General features: G+C 33.9%; 23 protein-coding genes and 1 rRNA gene. 16 read left to right on the forward strand and 8 right to left on the reverse strand.

The genetic code is table 11. From position 1 onward, the window contains the following. The 7 genes from BM319_RS23695 to dnaA form a co-directional block, all read right to left on the reverse strand. A 16S ribosomal RNA gene (locus BM319_RS23695) occupies positions 1-89 on the reverse strand; the annotation flags it as partial. Between the two features lie 356 nt (positions 90-445). Further along, the gene (gene gyrA / locus BM319_RS23700; RefSeq protein WP_069033823.1) at positions 446-2,956 is read right to left on the reverse strand and encodes a DNA gyrase subunit A; all 2,511 of its coding nucleotides are present in this window, start codon (positions 2,954-2,956) and stop codon (positions 446-448) included. Positions 2,957-3,026: 70 nt separating this feature from the next. After that, positions 3,027-4,946, reverse strand: a complete 1,920-nt coding sequence (gene gyrB / locus BM319_RS23705; RefSeq protein WP_069033824.1) for a DNA topoisomerase (ATP-hydrolyzing) subunit B — start codon at positions 4,944-4,946, stop codon at positions 3,027-3,029. Between the two features lie 98 nt (positions 4,947-5,044). Further along, the gene (gene recF / locus BM319_RS23710) at positions 5,045-6,166 is read right to left on the reverse strand and encodes a DNA replication/repair protein RecF (protein WP_069033634.1); all 1,122 of its coding nucleotides are present in this window, start codon (positions 6,164-6,166) and stop codon (positions 5,045-5,047) included. A gap of 17 nt (positions 6,167-6,183) precedes the next feature. After that, a complete protein-coding gene (gene yaaA, locus BM319_RS23715) occupies positions 6,184-6,402 on the reverse strand; it encodes a S4 domain-containing protein YaaA (protein WP_069033635.1) in 219 nt (72 codons plus the stop codon). 218 nt (positions 6,403-6,620) lie between these two features. Continuing rightward, the gene (dnaN, locus tag BM319_RS23720) at positions 6,621-7,766 is read right to left on the reverse strand and encodes a DNA polymerase III subunit beta (RefSeq protein WP_069033636.1); all 1,146 of its coding nucleotides are present in this window, start codon (positions 7,764-7,766) and stop codon (positions 6,621-6,623) included. A gap of 156 nt (positions 7,767-7,922) precedes the next feature. Further along, complete coding sequence (gene dnaA / locus BM319_RS23725) at positions 7,923-9,269, reverse strand: chromosomal replication initiator protein DnaA (RefSeq protein ID WP_069033637.1); 1,347 nt, start codon at positions 9,267-9,269, stop codon at positions 7,923-7,925. A 746-nt stretch (positions 9,270-10,015) separates the two neighbouring features. On the opposite strand from dnaA, the gene rpmH reads away from it, so the two are divergent. From rpmH to BM319_RS23775, 10 genes are all read left to right on the forward strand, one after another. Beyond that, entirely contained in the window at positions 10,016-10,150 is a 135-nt protein-coding gene (rpmH, locus tag BM319_RS23730; protein WP_056467137.1) for a 50S ribosomal protein L34, read from the forward strand. A gap of 141 nt (positions 10,151-10,291) precedes the next feature. Beyond that, entirely contained in the window at positions 10,292-10,672 is a 381-nt protein-coding gene (gene rnpA, locus BM319_RS23735; RefSeq protein WP_069033638.1) for a ribonuclease P protein component, read from the forward strand. Between the two features lie 39 nt (positions 10,673-10,711). Beyond that, positions 10,712-11,497 (forward strand): YidC family membrane integrase SpoIIIJ, encoded by a 786-nt coding sequence (gene spoIIIJ / locus BM319_RS23740; RefSeq protein WP_069033639.1) that lies wholly within the window; start codon positions 10,712-10,714, stop codon positions 11,495-11,497. After that, positions 11,494-12,132, forward strand: coding sequence for an RNA-binding cell elongation regulator Jag/EloR (jag, locus tag BM319_RS23745; RefSeq protein WP_069033640.1), 639 nt, complete (start codon positions 11,494-11,496; stop codon positions 12,130-12,132). The genes spoIIIJ and jag overlap by 4 nt, the downstream gene beginning before the upstream one ends. 166 nt (positions 12,133-12,298) lie before the next feature. Next, the gene (gene mnmE, locus BM319_RS23750; RefSeq protein WP_069033641.1) at positions 12,299-13,675 is read left to right on the forward strand and encodes a tRNA uridine-5-carboxymethylaminomethyl(34) synthesis GTPase MnmE; all 1,377 of its coding nucleotides are present in this window, start codon (positions 12,299-12,301) and stop codon (positions 13,673-13,675) included. Positions 13,676-13,693: 18 nt separating this feature from the next. Further along, a complete protein-coding gene (gene mnmG, locus BM319_RS23755) occupies positions 13,694-15,580 on the forward strand; it encodes a tRNA uridine-5-carboxymethylaminomethyl(34) synthesis enzyme MnmG (protein ID WP_069033642.1) in 1,887 nt (628 codons plus the stop codon). A 21-nt stretch (positions 15,581-15,601) separates the two neighbouring features. Beyond that, the gene (gene rsmG / locus BM319_RS23760) at positions 15,602-16,321 is read left to right on the forward strand and encodes a 16S rRNA (guanine(527)-N(7))-methyltransferase RsmG (protein ID WP_069033643.1); all 720 of its coding nucleotides are present in this window, start codon (positions 15,602-15,604) and stop codon (positions 16,319-16,321) included. Between the two features lie 85 nt (positions 16,322-16,406). After that, a complete protein-coding gene (noc, locus tag BM319_RS23765; protein WP_025568950.1) occupies positions 16,407-17,249 on the forward strand; it encodes a nucleoid occlusion protein in 843 nt (280 codons plus the stop codon). Positions 17,250-17,376: 127 nt separating this feature from the next. Then, positions 17,377-18,138 carry a ParA family protein gene (locus BM319_RS23770; RefSeq protein ID WP_025568951.1) on the forward strand — a complete coding sequence of 254 codons (762 nt, stop codon included), beginning with the start codon at positions 17,377-17,379 and terminating at the stop codon, positions 18,136-18,138. Next, a complete protein-coding gene (locus BM319_RS23775; RefSeq protein ID WP_025568953.1) occupies positions 18,131-18,967 on the forward strand; it encodes a ParB/RepB/Spo0J family partition protein in 837 nt (278 codons plus the stop codon). The genes BM319_RS23770 and BM319_RS23775 overlap by 8 nt, the downstream gene beginning before the upstream one ends. 103 nt (positions 18,968-19,070) lie before the next feature. Here BM319_RS23775 and yyaC read toward each other — a convergent pair whose 3' ends face one another. Then, positions 19,071-19,658, reverse strand: a complete 588-nt coding sequence (gene yyaC / locus BM319_RS23780; protein ID WP_049813552.1) for a spore protease YyaC — start codon at positions 19,656-19,658, stop codon at positions 19,071-19,073. 194 nt (positions 19,659-19,852) lie between these two features. Here yyaC and BM319_RS23785 point away from each other — a divergent pair, with 194 nt between their 5' ends. The 6 genes from BM319_RS23785 to rpsR all read left to right on the forward strand — a co-directional run bounded on the left by BM319_RS23785 (position 19,853) and on the right by rpsR (position 23,503). After that, entirely contained in the window at positions 19,853-20,749 is an 897-nt protein-coding gene (locus BM319_RS23785) for a mechanosensitive ion channel family protein (protein WP_049813553.1), read from the forward strand. A gap of 37 nt (positions 20,750-20,786) precedes the next feature. Further along, the gene (locus BM319_RS23790) at positions 20,787-20,984 is read left to right on the forward strand and encodes a DUF951 domain-containing protein (RefSeq protein WP_025568956.1); all 198 of its coding nucleotides are present in this window, start codon (positions 20,787-20,789) and stop codon (positions 20,982-20,984) included. A gap of 163 nt (positions 20,985-21,147) precedes the next feature. Continuing rightward, positions 21,148-22,248: a redox-regulated ATPase YchF gene (ychF, locus tag BM319_RS23795; protein WP_025568957.1), complete on the forward strand. Its 1,101-nt coding sequence runs from the start codon at positions 21,148-21,150 to the stop codon at positions 22,246-22,248. Positions 22,249-22,378: 130 nt separating this feature from the next. After that, positions 22,379-22,669, forward strand: a complete 291-nt coding sequence (rpsF, locus tag BM319_RS23800; protein ID WP_025568958.1) for a 30S ribosomal protein S6 — start codon at positions 22,379-22,381, stop codon at positions 22,667-22,669. Between the two features lie 34 nt (positions 22,670-22,703). Next, positions 22,704-23,189, forward strand: a complete 486-nt coding sequence (ssb, locus tag BM319_RS23805; protein WP_025568959.1) for a single-stranded DNA-binding protein — start codon at positions 22,704-22,706, stop codon at positions 23,187-23,189. 80 nt (positions 23,190-23,269) lie between these two features. Beyond that, positions 23,270-23,503, forward strand: a complete 234-nt coding sequence (rpsR, locus tag BM319_RS23810; protein WP_025568960.1) for a 30S ribosomal protein S18 — start codon at positions 23,270-23,272, stop codon at positions 23,501-23,503. Positions 23,504-23,590: the final 87 nt, after the last annotated feature.

Consider the following 23,590-nt stretch of genomic DNA (forward strand, 5'->3'; position numbering starts at 1 on the left):
GGGAGCAAGCTCCCATTAGTCCGCTCGACTTGCATGTATTAGGCACGCCGCCAGCGTTCGTCCTGAGCCAGGATCAAACTCTCCATAAAAGTTAAGTTTAAATCTTGTACTGCTCAAAAAACTAATAATTGACGTTTACTTCATGTTTTGTTTAGTTTTCAAAGTTCACTTTGTCGTCCGTATCTCTTGGCGACTTCTATATAATAACAAATCTGATAACCTTGGTCAATAGTTTTTATAATATAATTTCAAAAAAAATACAAAACCTTATTCTTCATTAATATCCCCTTCATCTCAAGCATTTTAACCCTTGTCTAAAGTAGTACAAATAATAGAGATATACTAATCAAAATAGAACTAGTAAGTTCTTAATCAAAAATAGTTCACTAATATACAGTCAAAAAAAGAGAGAACCTAATTGTTCTCTCTACTAGTCACAGCTCAATTACTCTTCTGTTGTTTCAATCTCATCTTCGTTTTCAAGAGTCACTGCTTCATCAGCTTCATTTTCAGCTTCTTCATCAATTTCCTCTTCTTCTTTCGCAGCAATTGCTACAGTCGCAACATGACCTTCTTGATCAAGTTTAATTAATTTAACACCTTGAGTAACTCGACCTAAACGTGAAATTTGGTCAATTGGCATACGAATCATTACACCAGACTCAGTAATTAACATTAAATCCTCTTCGTCACTTACACATTTTAACGAAATCATTTTACCGTTTTTATCTGTAACATTAAGCGTTTTTAGACCTTTACCACCACGACTTTGAATTCGGTATTCTTCCTGTGCAGTTCGCTTACCATAACCTAGTTCCGTGACAACAAGAATATCTAAATGCTCTTCAACAACTTCCATTCCAACAACATAATCATCATCAGAAAGTGTAATTGCTTTAACACCTGTTGCCGTTCTTCCCATCGATCTAACATCATCTTCATTAAAACGGATCATCATACCTTTTGAAGTACCGACAACAATATCTTTTGTTCCGTCAGTTAAACGTACCGATATTACGTCATCATCTTCTTTTAAATTAATTGCAATTAACCCGTTAGTACGAATGTTTGCAAAGGCAGATAAAGGTACACGTTTTGCTATTCCTTGTTTTGTTGTAAAGAATAGGTACCAATTCTCTAAAAATTCACTTACTGGAATAATAGCGTTAATATTTTCATCGCGATCGATTTCAAGTAAGTTTACGATAGGTAATCCTTTAGCTGTACGGCTATACTCTGGAATCTCATAACCTTTTGAACGGTATACTTTTCCCTTATTCGTAAAGAATAAAATAGTATCATGTGTTGAAGTTGTTAGTAAGTGCTCTAAGAAGTCATCATTATTAGTACCCATTCCTTGAATACCACGTCCACCTCTACGTTGAGATCGGTAAGTAGAAACTGGAAGACGTTTAATATATCCATTATGAGTTAAACTTAAAATGATATTCTCCACTGGTATTAAGTCTTCATCTTCAATGATTTCTAATCCACCAGGAACTATTGCTGTTCTTCGTTTATCATTATACTGCTCTTTTAGCTGAGTTAATTCTTCTCGAATAATTTCAAGAACTCTTTCCTCATTTGCAAGAATTTCTCTTAATTCTGCAATTAACTTGATTAGCTCTTGATATTCTTCTTCAATTTTCTCGCGCTCTAAACCAGTTAAACGTTGTAACCTCATATCTAAGATTGCTTGAGCTTGCTTTTCAGATAAATTAAAAGTTTCCATTAAGCCATGTTTAGCGATTTCTCCTGTTTGAGAAGCTCTAATTAAGCTAATTACCGCATCTAAATGGTCTAAAGCAACTTTTAAACCTTCTAAAATATGTGCACGCGCTTCTGCTTTTTCCAACTCAAACTGTGTTCTACGTTTAATAACAACAATTTGATGGTCTAAATAGTGTTTTAAACAGCTCTTTAGAGATAGAACTTTTGGTTCACCATTAACAAGTGCTAATAAATTAATACCAAAACTTGTTTGAAGAGCAGTTTGTTTATAAAGATTATTTAAAAGTACATTTGCGTTCGCGTCTCTTCTAACTTCAATGACAATACGCATACCATTTCTGTCAGATTCATCACGTAAATCAGTAATACCTTCAATTTTCTTATCTCGAACTAGTTCAGCAATTCGTTCAACAAGCTTGGCTTTATTTACCTGATATGGTAATTCTGTAACAATAATCGTTTGTCTGCCATTTGCTTTTTCTTCAATTTCAACTTTCCCTCGAATGATGATCGAACCTTTACCAGTTTCATAGGCCTTACGGATTCCGCTTTTACCTAAAATCATACCTGATGTAGGAAAATCAGGACCTTGAATATATTCCATTAATTCTTGTGTAGTGATTTCGGGGTCTTTACTTAATGCAAGTACACCATCAATTACTTCACCTAATTGGTGAGGAGGAATATTCGTAGCCATACCAACCGCTATACCCGTTGCTCCGTTTACCAACAAGTTAGGGAATCGTGCAGGAAGAACGATTGGCTCTCTTTCTGAACCATCATAGTTATCTTGATAATCAATCGTGTTTTTATTAATATCACGAATCAATTCCATCGAAATTTTAGACATTCTAGCTTCTGTATAACGCATCGCCGCCGCCGCGTCTCCATCAACTGATCCAAAATTCCCATGGCCATCTACTAACATATATCTGAAGTTAAAGTCCTGAGCCATACGTACCATTGTTTCATATACAGCAGAATCACCATGCGGGTGATACTTACCAATTACTTCACCAACGATACGCGCTGACTTTTTATAGGCTTTATCAGCTGTCATACCTAAATCATTCATTGCATATAAAATTCTTCTATGCACAGGCTTAAGGCCGTCTCGTACATCTGGTAACGCTCGAGAAACAATTACACTCATTGCATAATCTAGGAAGGAATTACGCATTTCATGACTAATATTTATTTCTTTAATTTGTTGATTTTCACTCAACATCGGCACCTCCCTTTAGTTTCCGTATCTACCTGAGAAAAGGAGCATAAAAGCTCCTTACAAATACATATTAAATATCTAAATTCTTTACATACTTAGCGTTATCTTGAATAAAGTTACGTCTTGGCTCCACTTTTTCGCCCATTAACGTTTCAAACGTTTCATCCGCTTCGATAGCATCTTGAAGGTTAACTTGTAGTAACGTTCTAGTTTCTGGATTCATTGTAGTTTCCCATAACTGATCAGGGTTCATTTCACCTAGACCTTTATATCGTTGAATAACAGGTTTTGGTACTGCATTTAAAGTCGACATAATCTCATTCATTTGTCGATCATTATAAGCATATTGTATTTTTTTCCCTTGCTGGATCTTATATAAAGGTGGTTGAGCAATATAAATATAACCACTTTCAATGATTTGACGCATATAACGATATAAGAACGTTAACAATAAAGTACGGATGTGGGCACCATCTACATCAGCATCCGTCATCAATATAATTTTATGATATCGTGCTTTCTCGATATCGAAATCATCACCGATTCCGGTACCAAAAGCAGTAATCATTGAACGCACCTCGTTATTTGATAAAATTTTATCAAGTCGAGCTTTTTCTACATTAATAATTTTTCCACGTAAAGGAAGAATTGCTTGGAAGTGACGGTCTCGTCCTTGTTTTGCACTTCCACCCGCTGAATCACCCTCAACGATATAAATTTCGCTAATAGAAGAATCTTTTGAAGAACAATCTGCTAATTTCCCAGGTAAACTTGATACTTCTAAAGCACTTTTTCTTCTTGTTAACTCACGAGCCTTCTTAGCAGCAACACGCGCTCTAGCCGCCATTAAACCTTTTTCAACTATTTTTTTAGCTTCTGTTGGATTCTCTAATAAAAACTTTTCAAGTTTTTCTCCAAAAACTTGCTCAGTAATCGTACGAACTTCACTATTACCTAATTTAGTTTTTGTTTGTCCCTCAAACTGTGGATCTGGATGTTTAATAGAAACGATTGCTGTTAATCCTTCACGTACATCCTCACCAGATAAGTTGCTATCTTGATCCTTAATTAAACCATTCTTACGACCATAATCATTAATTACACGAGTTAAAGCTGTTTTAAACCCAACCTCGTGCGTACCACCTTCGTGTGTATTAATATTATTCGTGAATGAGTAAATATTACTTGTATAGCTTTCGTTATATTGAAGTGCAATTTCTACACTAATTCCATCTTTTTCACCAATAACAAAAATTGGTTCGTCATGTATTACTTCTTTAGAACGGTTTAAATGTTCAACGTAAGATTTAATTCCACCTTCATAATGGAATTCTTTCTTTTGTTTATTTTCTCTACGGTCTTCAATTGTTAAGCGAATACCTCTATTAAGGAATGCTAGTTCTCTTAAACGGTTTGCTAATGTATCAAAGTCATAAACTGTCGTTTCAGTGAAAATTTCTACATCAGGTTTAAAATGAGTAATCGTACCTGTAACATCAGTTTCACCAACGATACTCATATCTTCAACAGGTATACCTTTAGAAAATTGTTGATAATAAATAGTACCTTCACGATGAACGTGAACTTCTAGCAAAGTAGACAGTGCATTTACTACTGAAGCACCAACCCCGTGTAATCCACCAGATACTTTGTATCCACCACCGCCAAATTTTCCACCCGCATGAAGTACCGTCATAATTACTTCTAGTGCAGGTCTACCCATTTTTTCATGGATACCTACTGGAATCCCACGGCCATTATCTTTAACAGTAATACTATTATCTTCTTCAATCGTTAAATTAATCTCATCACAGTATCCAGCCAATGCCTCATCTATACTATTATCAACGATTTCCCATACTAAGTGATGTAATCCTTTTCCGCTCGTAGAACCGATATACATACCCGGTCTTTTACGTACGGCTTCTAAACCTTCAAGAACTTGTATCTGATTTTCATCATAATTATGTTCTTGCATCTTTTGATCCATTGTCATGAACACTCACCTACTTTTTTTATTTTACATAAAAGAATTAGTAAATTTCAGCTATGCTTTTTAGGCGGCGTAGTAGAAATTTCATAAATTATTTATCGAGAAGTACTTATAATTGTTCCATGTGAAACATTTATAATATTAGCTTGTTTTATCGTTTCGTGCTGAATCCCGTCGACACTTGTTGTTGTGACAAAAGTCTGTACTTTATTTTGAATTGCATTTAATAAGTGTGTTTGACGATAGTCATCTAGCTCTGAAAGGACATCATCTAATAAAAGTATGGGATATTCTCCAACTTCCTCTTTAATCAGTTCAATTTCTGCTAGTTTTAATGAAAGAGCTGTTGTCCGCTGCTGTCCTTGCGATCCAAAAGTTTGAACGTTTTTATCATTTACCATAAAAACCAAATCATCTCTATGCGGACCAAGCAATGTAGTACCTCTTGATACTTCACGCTCTTTTTCAGCTTCGAATAGTTTTATGTACTCATCTTCCATTTTCGTCAAATCTGTTAAATCTGATACATTAATGCTTGGTTTATATATAATTTCTAGCTTTTCGGTCTCTCTAGAAATTTGACTATGAATAGGCGATGCCCAATCCTGTAGTAATTTGATGAACGAAATTCGTTTTTCAATTATTTTTACGGCATGTTTTACAAGCTGAGATGTTAGGACTTCAAGCATTAAATAGTTCCGATCTCGGCTAGTTTGTAATGTTTTTAGTAGTGAATTTCGCTGTTGGAGGATTCTCTGGTACTGACTTAGTTCATGTAGGTAAACAGGCGAAACTTGTCCTAGTTCCATATCTAGGAATTTACGACGCACTTGCGGACTACCTTTTACTAAATGTAAATCTTCCGGTGCAAACATAACGACATTCATCACGCCTATATATTGACTTAACTTCATCTGCTCAAGATGGTTCAGCTTTGCTTTCTTACCTTTCTTTGAGAGGATTAGCTGTAGTGTTACTTGCTGATTTTTTTTCTGTAACGTACCCTTTATTGTACCATATTCTTCATCCCACCGTATCATTTCTTTGTCGTTGCTTGTTCGATGGGACTTTGTTAAAGCTAGCACATAAATGGATTCCATTAAATTTGTTTTACCTTGAGCATTCTCACCAATAATGACATTAACATTATTTTGAAAATTCAACTCAAGTTTTTCATAATTACGATATTGTTTTAGCTGTAAATCTTTAATATACAATGGGATTCCCCCAAAACTTATGAAGTTATAATATACGAACCTTTTCCAGTTATAGAAATTGTATCATTTAAAACTAATTTTTTTCCTCTTCTATTCTCAGGTTCATTGTTTACAAAGATTTCATGCTCCGATAGAAACCATTTAGCCATTCCACCTGTATCAATTACACCCGCAAGCTTTAAAAATTGGCCTAATGTAATATATTCTGTATTTATTTTAACTTTTTCTGTTTTCATTTTTTATCACCCTCATTTATCCATTCCTTAATTGTACTAAACTTCTATAAGAAAAAAAACACTTAACCCTTATTTTGTCTATTAAGTACAAAAAGACTGACCTAAATGTACTATGCACTCCCCAAACAAATTTGTAGAATAAATTCTTTATTTATTCTGCCCTTTGGAGATTGCTAGTACATTCTATTAGGCCAGCCCCTTTCGATAGAAATTACTAACTAGTATGTGCGAACTGGTAAAATTAATTGCAATGTTCTTGAATCATTTACAGTACGAATTAAAAATGGTCTCATTGCCCCCGTAAATTGAATATAAATTTCTGGGCTTTCTATTGCTTTTAATGCATCCATAACATACTTCGCACTAAAAGAGATTTTTAACTCTTCACCTTTAATATCCTCGCAAACAATTTCGTCTACTACTTTACCGATTTCAGGAGAATAAGAGGAAATATTGACCACTGAGCTGCCAACTGTTTCTAAGTGAACAACATTATTTCTACCTTCTCTTGCTAATAAAGAAGCACGATCAATTGCTTGTAAGAATTCTTTCGTCATTACAGTTAGTTCCGTTTTACTTTCACTTGGAATTAACTTTGATGTGTCAGGATAATTACCTTCTAATAGTCGAGTAAAGAACAATAGATGTTTTGTCTTAAATAAAGCTTGATGTTCTGTTAAGACGATTTCTACTTTTTCATTATTGTCATCTAGAATTTTACTTAATTCATTTAGACTTTTCCCAGGAATTACTACGCTAGCTTTAAATTCACTTGTTATAGAACTTCCGTCAATTTTAGCTTGTCTTAAAGCTAATCGATGGCTATCTGTCGCTATACACGTTAGATCACCATTTTCAATCTTCCAGTTTACACCAGTTAAAATTGGTCTAGTTTCTGAAGTTGATACTGCAAATACAGTTTGACGAATCATAAATTTTAATAAATCTGCAGAAATAGAAATTGTTTCATGTTCTTCAATCTGAGGAAGTAGTGGATATTCCTCAGAGTCAAAGCCATTTAAGCTAAATTCAGTTTTTCCGGCTCTTATTGTTGTTACATAATTATTATCAGACTCTAATTCGACAAAATCTGAAGGTAATTTTTTTACAATATCACTAAAATATCGAGCATTTAATACAATGCTTCCAGTTCGTTTTACATCAACTAGTTGCTGATCATCTAATACTATTGGTAAATAAGATTCTATAGATATATCTGAATCACTACCTGTGAAAGTTAGTCCTTCATTTGTAACGACTAATTTAATACCAGTTAAGATTGGAATAGTTGTTCTTGATGAAACAGCTCTCATAACTTCTTGTACAGCTTTAACAAGATGATCTTTTTGTACAGTAAATTTCATTGTTTGTACTCCTTATATAATTTATAAAATAATATAGTAATAGTAGTAGGGCCTGTGAATTTGTGGATAACTATAATTTATTAAAGAAAAATAAGTCTATCAACATGTGGATAGACTGTGTAAAAAAGAGAGAAAGTTATGCACAGGTAAATAACTCTACTGATTTAATTTTTCATTGATTTCTTTAATTTGAGATTGCAGCTGTGAGTCAGTTTCGACTAATTTTGAGATTTTTTCATGCGCATGAATAACAGTTGTATGATCTCGTCCTCCAAACTCTTCTCCTATTTTAGGTAAAGAATGGTCTGTCAGCTCTCTTGAAAGATACATTGCAATCTGTCTTGGGAAGGCTACGGATTTTGTACGTTTCTTTGCTTTAAAATCCTCTAATTTAATACTAAAAACTTCTCCAACTGTTCGTTGAATGTCATGTATTGATACTGTTTTAGGCCTCGTCGCTGTAATTAAATTCTTTAAGGCTTCAGCGGCCACGCTAGCATTTATATCCTTATTAATTAACGATGAATAAGCAACTACACGAATAAGTGCTCCTTCTAATTCACGGATATTTGTATCAATTTGATTTGCAATATATAACATTACCTCATTTGGAATATCTAACCCCTCAGCCTTAGCCTTTTTACGTAAAATCGCAATCCTAGTTTCTAAATCTGGTGGTGTGATATCTGTAATAAGGCCCCATTCAAATCGTGAGCGAAGTCGATCTTCTAATGTAGGAATTTCTTTAGGTGGTCGGTCACTTGAGATAATGATTTGTTTACTTTCTTCATGAAGTGTATTAAAAGTATGGAAAAATTCTTCCTGTGTTTGTTCTTTTCCAGCTAAGAACTGAATATCGTCTATAAGTAACACGTCTACATTACGGTACTTATTTCTAAATTCAATTGCTTTATTATCACGAATTGAATTAATGAACTCATTTGTAAATTTTTCTGATGATAAATAAACGACTTTGGCATTTGGATTATGCTCGAGTACATAATGTCCAATTGCGTGCATTAAGTGGGTTTTCCCTAACCCAACGCCCCCATATATAAATAATGGGTTATAGGCTTTTGCAGGTGCCTCGGCAACCGCTAATGATGCTGCGTGGGCAAAACGGTTACCTGAACCAATTACGAAAGTATCAAAAGTATATTTAGGGTTCAACATACTTTGGTTGAACTCTACTGGTTCTTCAAATTTTACTTTGGCTTTAACGGCCGGTATATTCATCTCTATTTCTTCTACATGATTTTGAGGAAGGATAAATTTGATTTCTAATTCCGCTCCAGTTATTTCTAAAACTGTATCCATTATTAAAGATGAATACTTAGACTCAAGCCAATCACGAGCGAATTCATTTGGGGCAATAATTGTTAAAGTATCATTCTTTAAAGAAAATGCCTTTGTTGATTTTAGCCATGTTTCAAAGCTTGGTTTACTTATTTTTTTTTCTATTTCTGCTAGAACCCTGGACCACAGATCCCCTATATTTTCCAAACAGTAATCCCTCCTTACAAAGCTTGTTCAACTTTTGTACAAGCACATAAATTAAGTATTTATTTTTATTCATGTCTTTGAATATGCGTTATTTTATAAAACTGCAAAAATCCACTTTATTTGACAGTATTCACCCATGTGGATAACTTAAAAATGGTACAAGTGTAAAACCTGTCCACAAGTTATTAACATCTGTGGACAAATAAAAATAAAAAACAACTTGTCCAAAGTGGAAAACAAATTAATAATATCAAAAATCTTTAGCTATTTCAATGAGTAGTTAATGTTATCCACATGCTAATCCACTTGTTTAAAAAAATTGTCCACAGAAAACGGACTTGTGTAAAAGTTGTCAGTAACTGCTGTGGGTAAAAAATGTGTAGAAAAATATTATCCACAGAGCACTTAACAATTTTAAGAAAAGGGAAAGAAGTAGTTTTATGTAGATTTTTTTATTCACTGAAAAGTGCGTTTCAAAAAATCTTTCGACACCATATTTTTCTGCTCTGATTAATCGTTTATAAATTTATTGGAGGGAAATGATAGGAGTAAATCGCATTTCTTTTATAAAATAAGTGACTTTTTTTTATTTTTTTCTTATTAAAACTCACTGGATCAACCATTCTTCACAAATTGGAAATAATTATTAATCATGATTTAACATCTTACATTGACATTAATAGTAGTTATTCTTTATAATTTATAGGACTGTCTATTACAGTAATTCCTCAGGGAGGTGTCATATAATGAAAAGAACATTTCAACCAAACAAACGTAAACGCAGCAAAGTACATGGTTTCCGTAGCCGTATGAGCACTGCAAATGGACGTAAAGTTCTAGCAGCTCGTCGTCGTAAAGGAAGAAAAGTATTATCTGCGTAGGCCACTGTCAACAGTGGTCTTTTTCACTAATAAGAAGGCCTTTTTTGCTTTTATGTCACAATTTGTAAGTAAAAAGGGCCTCATTTTTTATAAAAAAATTGTTATGATAATTGAAGGAATCATTTGAGGTGTCAGTAGAACATGAACAAGAAAAACAGAATAAAAAAGAATGCAGATTTTAGTCGCGTTTTTCAAAAGGGATCGTCAACTGCAAATCGACAATTTGTAATCTATACATTAAAAAAGGAAGATCAAAAGCAATTTCGTATAGGATTATCTGTTAGTAAGAAGTTAGGTAATGCTGTAGAAAGAAATCATATTAAGCGGTATATAAGACAAGCTCTTACTGAATTAAGTGATGATCTTCGTGTAAATATGGATTATGTTGTAATCGCAAGAAAGCCCTGTACTGAACTACCTTTTAATGAATTTAAAAAAAGTTTAATTCATGTGTTGAAAAGGGCGGAAGCGCTTAAAATACGTGATTCAAAACATAAATTAGATAAAAATCAAATTAAGTAATTACATATTTAAATGTAACTTCTTAAAGGAGGAACTAGTTTGAAGACTAAGAAGTACCAATTGCTAGTTACAGTTCTTTTATTAGTAGTCGTGTTAGCTGGGTGTTCGCAAACAAACCAACCGATTACGTCTGAAAGTACGGGGATTTGGAATGAGTATTTCGTTTATCCACTATCATGGTTAATCACAGCTGTATCTAAAATTTTTGGTGGAAGTTATGGAATGTCGATTATCGTCGTAACACTTTTAATCCGTTTAGCATTACTACCGTTAATGATTAAACAAATTAAAAGTACAAAAGCGATGCAATCAATCCAGCCTGAAATGGCCAAACTTAAAGAAAAATATTCTTCAAAGGACCAAAAAACTGTCCAAAAATTAAATGAAGAAACAATGAAGTTGTATCAACAACATGGTGTAAATCCGCTATCTGGTTGTTTACCTATTTTTATTCAAATGCCAATCTTAATTGCTTTCTATCATGCAATTATGAGAACAATGGAAATTAAAGCGCATGACTTCTTATGGTTCCAATTAGGACATCCGGATCCAATTTATGCTTTACCAATCATCGCTGGTATTACAACTTTCATTCAACAAAAAGTATCAATGAGTACTGGTTCAATGACAGGACCTGCTGCTCAACAAATGAAAATCATGCTTTATGTTATGCCAATCATGATTTTAATATTTGCTGTTAGACTACCATCTGCTTTAGCTTTATATTGGGTAGTTGGTAACACATTTATGATTCTTCAAACATTATTTGTTAATAGAGGTAACACTACCGTTAAAAATAACAATGTAGGAGGGGCTAGTAAGTGAGAGAAGTAACTGCTACTGGTCAAACAATCGAACAAGCAGTTCAATTAGCACTTCAGCAACTTAGTTCAACAGAAGAAGACGTAGAAATTACAGTAATCGAAGACGGCAAAAAAGGATTTTTAGGATTTGGTGCTAAACCTGCTAAAGTATTAGTTGTTAAAAAGAAGACTTTAATCGAAAAAGCATATGACTACCTTTTAAATATTGTTAAGAGTCTTGATGAAACTGCAGATGTAAATTTCGAATTGCAAGGTACTAAAGAACAAACCTTCTTATTTACAGTAAAGGGTGATAAGGTTGCCCTTATTATTGGAAAAAGAGGTAATACTTTAAATGCTCTTCAATTCTTAGTTCAAACATTTGTTAATCGTCATTCAAAACAATTGATTCATGTTGTCGTTGATGCAGAAAATTATCGATTAAAACGTAAGGAATCGCTAGAAATTCTTGCAAAAAAGACTGCTCAAACAGTTTTAAAAACAAGAAAAGCGATCTCTTTAGAGCCAATGCCTTCTTTCGAAAGAAAAATTATACATCATATACTAACAGATATGCCGAATATCTCTACAAAGTCTGTAGGACAAGATCCACATCGTCAATTAATTATAGATTTAAAGAAACCAATTAAGGGCTAAGCCTTAATTGGTTTTTTAATATTGTTCATTCAAGTCATTTAAGTTTACTTGTACTTTGGTACGGTTATAATATAAAAACATTCAATTATAAAATTCTTTATGCTATGCTATAGATTTAGAAGTAACATGTTAACTTTTGTTTAACATGCTCCGAGGTGATTTTTTGATGGAATTCGATACAATTACAGCCATATCGACACCAAAAGGCGAAGGTGCAATTGCCATCGTTCGATTAAGTGGCGATGAAGCTGTTCAAATAGCGAATAAATTATTTAAAGAAAAAGATTTAAATAGAGTAGATTCACACACAATCCATTACGGACATTTAGTCGATCCAAGTTCGGGTAATACTGTTGAGGAAGTTATGGTCTCGATTTTAAGGGCACCGAAAACGTTTACACGTGAAGATGTTGTCGAAATAAATTGTCATGGTGGAATTTTTTCGGTTAACAAAGTACTTGAATTAGTACTATCACAAGGTGCTAGATTAGCGGAGCCTGGTGAATTTACAAAAAGAGCATTTCTTAATGGACGAATCGACCTATCTCAGGCAGAAGCAGTAATGGATTTAATTCGTTCAAAGACTGACAGGGCAATGGCGATCGCAATGAATCAAGTGGAAGGTCGATTGTCAAAGTTAGTTAATGGCTTAAGACAAACATTACTTGAAATTTTAGCTCATATTGAAGTAAATATTGACTACCCTGAATATGATGATGTTGAAGAAATGACCAATACTGTTTTAATTGAAAAAGCGAAAACAGTTCGTGTTGAAATACAAAAACTGCTAGAAACATCAAAACAAGGTAAAATTTTACGTGAAGGACTATCTACTGTCATTATTGGTAGACCTAATGTTGGGAAATCGTCTCTTTTAAATACACTTGTCCAGGAAAGCAAAGCAATTGTTACTGATATTCCAGGTACAACACGTGATGTAATTGAAGAATACGTTAATGTAAAAGGTGTGCCATTACGCCTAATTGATACAGCCGGTATTCGTGAAACTAAGGATGTTGTAGAAGCAATTGGTGTAGAAAGATCTAAAAAAGTATTGAACTTAGCTGATTTAGTTTTATTTGTTTTAAATAATAATGAGCAATTAAGTGAAGAAGATCGTAAATTGTTTGTCGAAATGAGCGGTAAAGACGTAATTGTGATCATTAACAAAACAGATTTGCCACAAAAGCTCGATCTGAATGAAGTAAAGGCGTTAGTTGGTAATGCTAAAGTTGTTACAACTTCCTTAAAAGAAGAAAAAGGAATTGATGATTTAGAAAAAGCAATAGCCGACTTATATTTTGAAGGGCAAATTGAGGCACAAGATTTAACTTATTTATCTAATGCTAGACATATTGCGCTATTAAAGCAATCAGAACAGACAATCAATGACGCGATTGAGGCCATGAAAAATGGTATGCCGATTGACTTAGTACAGATTGACTTAACAAGAGCATGGGAATTGTTAGGTGAAATCGTTGGAGATACAGTTCAGGAAAGTTTAATCAACCAGCTATTTTCTCAATTCTGTTTAGGGAAATAATGGTTAGGAGGAGAAAAGATGAGTTTTGAAGCAGGCAATTATGATGTAATCGTTATTGGAGCTGGTCATGCTGGATGTGAAGCCGGTTTGTCATCTGCTCGAATGGGTGCAAAAACACTAATGCTGACAATAAATCTTGATATGGTCGCATTTATGCCTTGTAACCCGTCAGTAGGTGGTCCTGCCAAGGGGATTGTTGTACGTGAAATTGATGCACTTGGCGGTGAAATGGGTCGAAATATCGATAAAACACATATTCAAATGAGAATGTTAAATACGGGTAAAGGTCCGGCAGTACGCGCATTGCGTGCTCAAGCGGATAAATTTGCTTATCAACACGAATTAAAGAAAACCATTGAAAATACGGAGAATCTAACACTAAAGCAAGGATTAGTAGAAAGATTAATTGTAGAAGATGGACAATGTACAGGTGTAATTACACAAACTGGTGCTATTTATCGTTCAAAAACAGTTGTCATTACAACAGGTACTTTTTTACGCGGAGAAATTATTGTAGGAGAATTAAAATACTCAAGTGGTCCTAATAACCAACAGCCAGCAATTAAGCTTTCTGAGCACTTAGAGGAATTAGGGATTGAACTTGTTCGTTTTAAAACAGGTACGCCTCCTCGTGTAAATAGTCATAGTATTGATTATTCAAAAACAGAAATACAACCTGGCGATGATGTACCTCGTGCATTTTCATTTGAAACAGAACCAGTTGAAACAGAACAAATTCCTTGTTGGTTAACTTATACAAGTGAAACTACACATCAAATCATCGACGATAACTTACACCGTTCGCCGATGTACTCTGGTATGATTAAAGGTACTGGGCCACGTTATTGTCCTTCTATTGAGGATAAAGTTGTCCGATTTAATGATAAACCGAGACATCAAATTTTCTTAGAGCCAGAAGGAAGAAATACTCAAGAAGTTTATGTGCAAGGATTATCAACTAGTTTACCTGAAGATGTACAGGAAAAGATGCTGCGTTCAATTGCAGGTCTTGAAAATGTTCAAATGATGAGAACTGGATATGCAATTGAATATGACGCGATAGTACCTACTCAATTATGGCCAACATTGGAACTTAAGCAAATTAAGAATCTGTATACTGCTGGTCAAATTAACGGAACTTCGGGTTATGAAGAAGCAGCCGGTCAAGGTTTAATCGCAGGAATTAACGCTGCATGTCGTTCACTAGATAAAGAAGAGTTAATTTTAGATCGCTCTGAAGCTTACATTGGTGTTTTAATAGATGATCTAGTAACGAAAGGGACAAATGAACCATACCGTCTTCTTACTTCTAGAGCAGAATATCGATTATTATTACGTCACGATAATGCCGATTTACGTTTAACTAAAATCGGTCAAAGACTTGGTTTAATAAACGATGAAAGATATGCAGAGTTTGAACAAAAGAAAATGTTAATTGAAGAAGAAATAGAGCGCTTAAAAACAACACAATTAAGACCAACAAAAGAAGTACAGGAATTAATCGCAAAAAATGGTGGTAGTGAACTGAAAGATGGCATTCGTGCAGCAGATCTTTTACGTCGTCCTGAAATGCTTTATGAGCATATCCATCTTCTTTCTCCATCTGAAAAAGACTTACATTCGGATGTTAAAGAGCAAGTTGAAATACAAATTAAGTATGAAGGTTATATTGAAAAATCATTAAATCAAGTAGAACGTATGAAAAGAATGGATTTAAAGAAAATCCCTGAAAATATCGATTATCAAGCTATTCATGGCCTTGCTACTGAGGCAAGACAAAAGCTTGAGCAAGTGCGTCCTCTATCAGTAGGTCAAGCTTCTCGTATATCTGGTGTTAATCCAGCAGATATTTCAATTCTACTTGTTTATTTAGAACAAGGAAAAATTGCAAGAATATCGAACTAATAATAGATAGGGGTATTACTAGTGAATAAAGAACAATTTATCGCTGCTCTTAAAGATAAAGGAATCCATTTGTCTGATTTTCAATTAAAACAATTTGATATATATTTCCACACATTAGTTGAGTGGAATAATAAAATGAACTTAACTGCTATTACAGAAGAAGAAGAAGTATATTTAAAGCATTTTTATGATTCAATTAGCGCTGCCTTTTATTTTGACTTCGCTGATGAAATTACTTTATGTGATATTGGTGCAGGAGCGGGCTTCCCTTCTATCCCAATTAAAATATGTTTCCCATCTATCAAATTAACGATCGTAGACTCCCTTCAAAAAAGGATTACATTTCTAAACCATTTAGCGAAGGAATTACAATTAGAGAATGTATCATTTATTCATGATCGAGCAGAAACTTTTGCTAAAAGAACTGGTATGAGAGAATCTTTCGATGTTGTAACTGCTAGAGCAGTTGCTAGAATGTCTGTGTTAACTGAATTATGCTTACCACTTGTTAGACCGAATGGCCATTTTGTTGCACTTAAAGGCGCAGCTGGTCAAGAAGAGTTGGATAAAGCAAATTATGCTATAAAAACACTTGGTGGAGAAGTTAAATCAATTAATCACTTTACTCTCCCAAGCGAAGACAGTGATCGAAATATTGTTATAGTAGAAAAGAAACGCAAAACGCCAACTAAGTACCCTCGCAAACCGGGTACCCCTGGTAAAGAACCATTAGAGGTTTAATATGATAAACTAACAAATGTTTCACGTGAAACATTTGTTATGTTTATTCTATTGTGAACGAAATTCTAAAAGGGTGGGAATCACATTGAAAAGCACATTATCTAGGTTATTTGGCTTATCAGAAAAAGAAATTAATGAAAATTCGGTTTCGAGTAATGAAGTTATTCGCCAAATTCCAGTATCGGACATTGTACCGAATCAGTATCAGCCTAGAACATTCTTTGATGATGAAAAAATTAAAGAACTAGCGCTAACGATTCGAACTCATGGTATTATTCAACCAATTGTTGTTAGGGAAATTAGACCAAACTTTTATGAAATAATTGCCGGGGAAAGAAGATTCAGAGCCGTTTCATCTTTAGGTTGGGATACAATTCCTGCAATAGTGAAAACATTTAACGATACAGAGACTGCCTCCGTCGCTCTGATTGAAAACTTACAACGTGAAGAACTATCTCCTTTTGAAGAAGCCGTAGCTTACCAAAAACTAATTGATTTACATAACTTAACTCAAGAGGCTTTAGCTCAGCGATTAGGTAAAGGTCAATCGACTGTTGCAAATAAACTGAGATTGTTGAAACTTCCAGGAGAAATACAACAAGCATTATTGGATAAGTCGATTACGGAACGTCATGCAAGAGCACTTATTCCATTAAAGTTGCCTCAACTACAAATTACTCTTCTTCAAGAAATAATTGAAAAACAGTTAAATGTTAAACAAACTGAAGAACGAGTCGTTACATTACTTACTGAGAAAAAGCCAAAAGCTAAACGTAAATTTAAGGCCATTAGTAAAGACATTAGAATTGCGATGAATACGATCCGTGAATCTTTACAAATGGTTACTAAAACAGGCATGAATATTGATAGTCAAGAAGAAGAACATGATGACTATTATCAAATTACAATTAAAATACCAAAAAAATAAACATTAAATTCACCTCTTTTAAGTGGTGAATTTTTTTATTCATTTTTAAATCTAGACACAACGATGAATCTATTCATGGTAAAATAGAAAATAAGAATTGTTTGTTGTGGAAGGAGTAGATTACATAGTGGTTAAAGTAATCTCTATAGCTAATCAAAAAGGTGGTGTTGGTAAGACTACAACATCAGTAAATTTAAGTGCTTGTTTAGCTCACTTAGGAAAAAAAGTATTACTAGTCGATATAGATCCCCAAGGTAATGCAACTAGTGGTATTGGAATTGAAAAAGCTGATGTAAATCAGTGTGTTTACAATGTATTAGTTGATGACGTTGAGGCGAAAAATGTCATTTTAAACACTGCTATTCCAAATTTTGATATTATTCCAGCAACAATTCAACTTGCTGGAGCAGAAATTGAATTAGTACCTACTATTTCTAGAGAAGTACGATTAAAGCGTGCTTTAGATACTGTAAAAGGTAACTATGATTATATTTTAATAGATTGTCCTCCATCACTAGGGTTATTAACTTTAAACTCACTAACTGCATCTGATTCAATTATTATTCCAGTTCAGTGTGAGTATTACGCACTTGAAGGTTTAAGTCAGTTATTAAGTACTGTACGTTTAGTACAAAAACATTTAAATAAAAATTTAGCAATTGAAGGCGTTTTGCTAACAATGCTAGATGCTCGTACAAATTTAGGGCTCCAAGTTATAGAAGAAGTAAAAAAATATTTCCAAGATCGCGTCTATAAATCAATTATTCCAAGAAATGTACGCTTAAGTGAAGCACCAAGTCATGGTAAACCGATCATTACTTATGATCCAAAGTCAAGAGGTGCAGAAGTATATCTCGATCTAGCAAAGGAAGTGATTGATAATGGCTAAAGGTTTAGGTAAAGGTATTGGAGCATTTTTTCAAGATATAAACCAGCAAGAAGAGTTAGTTCAGGAAATTGATTTAAAAGAACTTAGACCTAACCCATACCAACCTCGCAAAGTATTTGATGAAACTGCAATGTTAGAATTAACTCAGTCAGTGATTGAACATGGTATTCTTCAACCAATCATTGCTAGAAAAAGCATAAAGGGCTTCCAAATCGTTGCTGGAGAAAGACGATATCGCGCTGCAAAAAATGCGGGTTTAAATACAGTACCAGTTATTGTAAGAGACCTTACTGAAGAGCAAATGATGGAGCTAGCTGTATTAGAAAATTTACAGCGAGATGATTTAAATCCTCTTGAAGAGGCTGAAGCATATCAAACTTTAATTGAACAATTACACTTAACACAAGAACAATTAGCAAAGAAACTTGGAAAAAGTCGTCCACATATTGCTAACTATTTAAGAATTTTAACCTTACCTAACTCTGTTCAAAAAATGGTTGAAGAAGGCACGCTCTCAATGGGTCATGGAAGAGCACTTTTAGGATTAAAACGAAAAGGATTAATTGAAGGTACCGCACTAAAAGTAATTGAAAAAAACCTAAGTGTTCGTGAGGTTGAAACGTTAGTCAATGAGCTAAATGAAAATGTTTCACGTGAAACATCAAAGAAAACCCCGACTAAAAACATATTTTTTAGTGAATATGAGGATCTTTTACAGGAAAAGTTCGGAACGTCAGTTAAAATTAAATCGGCTAAAGATAAAGGGAAAATAGAAATCCAATTCTTTAACAAAGAGGATTTGGAGAGAATTCTTTCAATTATAAAATGAGTTATTCATAGGGAATATTAAATGTGTTGGCTTCCAATGCAGTTAATACTCCCTTTTTGTTTTTATCTGACCTTTTTTAATTGAAAGTTAGGAAACTATTATGTTAAAAATCTAATTGACAGGTAAATTTTCTTTCAGTTTCTTTAATTGAATTCGCAATAAACTTAGCCATTTTCATTACAAGGCTTAATCTAGTATTTTGTAGAACGTAGAATTCCATAAATCCACTAACATTTACAACTCCGGTTAAATTAATTTCGCCAACTAAAGGTAATTCTTTTTTCATTGCTGCACCAGGTTTTAACGGACCATTGGATAAACGTACGCTACCAATACTTTTTACTCTGCCTAAACATGCATCTACAGCAATGATAAATGGATTGTTATACTTGCCTTTAATTCTTTCAAGTTGTTCTGAAAGATTTAACGCATGAATTGGCTCATCAAGAGTACCATAATAATGAAACCTACTTAAGTTTAATTCTCCTAACATGGTTCCAACTAAAGGACCTAAAGAGTCTCCCGTAGAACGGTCAGTTCCAATACATACAAAAACGATTTCTTTAGTGTGTACACTTGGAAGCGACTTACATAAACGATCTGCAAATCTGTTAATAGCGTTTTCGTCATCTAGAAATACAGAATAATCATCCTTGAATAGGTTACGCAAAGGATTTGCTGAAAATTGCATAATATCGCCTACTTTTCATTTAAGAGAGTAGTATTAGTTTATGCAAAATTTAAACAATTTATACTTTCGTCAAGCAATGTTCGATATTAAATTAAACTATTATTACATTTGTTCATATTTGTAGTTTTAAGGTGTTAATTCGTTTAGTATTACGTTTAAAGTCATTTGAAAATAGATAGGGGGAAAAATACAGTATGAATAATGCAGCTGATAAAATAGAAAATGCTGAGAAAGTAATAAAAAAAAGCATGCTAACTCCAGAACAATGGGACACAATTTTAAATTCATCAATAAAAATAGCTTTAATTATTATCGTTTCAGTCTTGGCTGTAAAACTTGGAAGAAAGTTAATCCGTAATCTTTTAAAGGTTAATGCTAGAGGACCGTTACAAGTATCAGAAAGAAGATCAGTAACGCTTATTAAACTGATGGAAAATGTACTTGCATATGTAATATTCTTTATTGCTGCTTTGACGATTCTCCCGATATTTGGTGTGGAAATAAAAGGACTTTTAGTTGGAGCAGGAATAGGTGGCGTAGCAATTGGTTTTGGTGCACAAAGCTTAGTAAAAGATATCATTTCTGGATTTTTTATTTTGTTTGAAGATCAATTTTCAGTTGGTGACTACATTAGAGTTCAAACTTTCGAAGGAACAGTATTATCAATCGGTTTAAAAACAACTAAAATTAGAAGTGGAACTGGTGAGCTTCATATTATCCAGAACGGAATGATTACTGAAGTAACCAATTTTTCATTACATAATGCTGTGGCAATGGTAGATGTTAGTATTTCATATGAGGGTGACATTGAACATGCACAAAATGTAATTGAACAGCATTTAGAAACTATGCCAGCTAGATATGAAGAAATGGTAAAACCTCCAGAGTTTCTTGGAATCCAAAACTTAGGACCTTCTGAAGTAACATTGAGAATCTCTTCGGAAGTTAGAGCGATGACACAGTTTAAAATTTCTAGAGCAATTCGAAAAGAAATTAAGGAAGTACTTGAAAGAAATAACATAGAAATTTCGTATCCAAAGATGGTATTATATAAACAACCAGAAACTAAAAATGAAAATGCGAATGTATAGTTTGTATGCTACTATTTTAAGGAAGTGAAGTTTTTACATGGAAGAAAAAGAATTTAACCTAAATGATGTAGTAGAAATGAAAAAACCTCATCCTTGTGGAGTAAACAGATGGAAAATTATTCGAATGGGTATGGACATTCGATTAAAATGTGAGGGATGTGAGCATAGCGTATTAATTCCACGCAGAGAGTTCACACGAAAATTAAAAAAGGTTTTAGTTCGATCTGAAGAGTAGAACGATTGTTAAATCAATGGGTATCTAGTAGAGCAATTTGAAGGATCGCTCGTATTAGATACCTTTCGTATGTTTAGAATTAATATTCAGATTTTCTTGTTATTTTTTTTTGAAATCAATATAATTGTGAAAGATTAACTAAGTTCGTATAGGAGTGGAAAATATGCCATTAACAGCAGGAATCGTAGGATTACCAAACGTAGGAAAGTCGACATTATTTAATGCAATTACACAAGCAGGTGCTGAATCAGCAAACTATCCGTTTTGTACAATTGATCCAAACGTAGGTGTGGTAGAAGTACCAGATTACCGTTTAGTAAAATTAACTGAATTAGTTCAACCTAAAAAAACTGTTCCAACAACTTTTGAATTTACTGATATCGCAGGGATCGTTAAAGGTGCAAGTAAAGGTGAAGGTTTAGGAAATAAGTTTTTATCTCATATTCGTGAAGTAGACGCAATTTGCCAAGTAGTACGTTGCTTTGTAGATGATAATATTACTCACGTATCTGGAAAAGTAGATCCAATAGCAGATATTGAAACAATTAACTTAGAACTAATTCTTGCAGACTTAGAATCTGTTGAAAAACGTATTGATCGTGTAGCTAAATTAGCGAAGCAAAAAGATAAAGATGCATCTTATGAACATGAAATTTTAGTGAAATTAAGAGATGCATTTGAAAATGATAAGCCGGCTCGTTCAGTAGAGTTTACGGAAGAGCAAATGAAAGTAGTAAAAGGTTTACACTTATTAACGACTAAGCCAATGCTTTATATCACTAATGTTGGCGAGGATGAAATCGCAGATGCTTCATCAAACGAATACGTTGAAAAGGTAAGAGAATTTGCAGCTAAAGAAGGTTCTCAAGTAATTGTAATTAGTGCAAAAATTGAAGAAGAAATAGCTGAGCTAGATGATGAAGAGAAACGTACATTCCTTCAAGAACTTGGAATAGAAGAATCAGGTTTAGATCAATTAATTCGTGCAGCTTATTCTTTATTAGGATTGGCAACTTATTTCACTGCAGGTGTACAAGAAGTAAGAGCTTGGACATTTAAAAAAGGTATGAAAGCACCACAATGTGCTGGCGTAATTCATAGCGACTTCGAACGTGGCTTTATCCGCGCAGAAACAGTTTCTTTTGAAGATTTAGCGACTTATGGTAACATGACAGCATCAAAAGAAGCAGGTAAAGTACGTCTTGAAGGGAAAGAGTATATCGTACAAGATGGAGATGTAATGCATTTCAGATTTAATGTTTAATGAAAATAGCAAGTCAATTAATGATTTGCTATCTTAAAAAAACTATGCTATAATTCTAACTCGTGAGTGATTAATTAAATTGCTCCTTGCCCTTAGTTGGGCCGTTAGACCAAAAGGAGGTGACATTGTGATGAATAAATACGAAATCATGTACATCGTTCGTCCAAACATGGAAGACGAAGCACAAAAAGCATTAGTTGAGCGTTTCAACGGCGTTTTAACTGAACAAGGTGCTGAAATCACAAACGTTAAAGAGTGGGGTAAACGTCGTTTAGCTTATGAAATTAACGATTTCCGTGATGGACACTACATGCTTGTAAACGTTTCTGCTAAACCAGAAGCAGTACAAGAATTCGATCGTTTAGCGAAAATCAGCGAAGATATCATCCGCCACATCGTTATCCGTGAAGAAGAAAAATAATATTTTTTAAATGCTTTAGGGAGGTAGGAATCAGATGATCAATCGTGTAGTACTTGTAGGTCGCTTAACAAAGGATCCGGACTTACGTTATACGCCAAGTGGGGTTGCCGTTGCAACATTTACTCTAGCAGTGAATCGTACCTACTCAAATCAGCAAGGTGAAAGAGAAGCAGATTTTATTAACTGCGTTATCTGGAGAAAGCCCGCTGAAAACGTAGCAAACTTCTTGAAAAAAGGAAGCTTAGCTGGCGTTGAGGGACGTATTCAAACTAGAAGTTTTGATGGTCAAGATGGTAAGAGAGTATATGTAACTGAAGTTGTAGCCGACTCTGTTCAATTCTTAGAACCAAGAAATGCATCAGGTAACCAAGGTGGTTCATTCGGTATGAACCAACAAAATCAAGGTTTTAACGCTGGAAATCCTTTCGAAGCACCATCTCAGAAGCCTAGCTTTAATGATGATCCATTTGGTGGGACAAGCAAAACGATTGATATTACTGATGACGATCTTCCTTTCTAATAATAAAAACAGTGTAATGCTGAACGGTTAGCATTACTAAAAAATTAATTTTTAAGTAGAGGAGGGAAATAACAATGGCAATGGGTGGACGCAAAGGTGGACGTGCTAAACGTCGTAAAGTTTGTTACTTTACTTCAAACGGCATCACTACAATCGACTTCAAAGATACTGAGTTATTAAAACGTTTCGTTTCTGAGCGTGGTAAAATTTTACCTCGTCGTGTAACTGGTACTTCTGCAAAATACCAACGTAAATTAACGATCGCAATCAAACGCGCTCGTCAAATGGCGTTATTACCATACGTAGCTGAATAAGCTAAGTAATAAAAAGTACAGCATTCTAGTGCTGTACTTTTTTTGTATTTATGAAAAAATAAGTTTTATGGTAAAATAAGAAATAGT

It is taken from the genome of Bacillus sp. UNCCL81 (assembly GCF_900112535.1).
In the GTDB taxonomy this organism is placed as follows: domain Bacteria; phylum Bacillota; class Bacilli; order Bacillales; family Bacillaceae_G; genus Gottfriedia; species Gottfriedia luciferensis_B.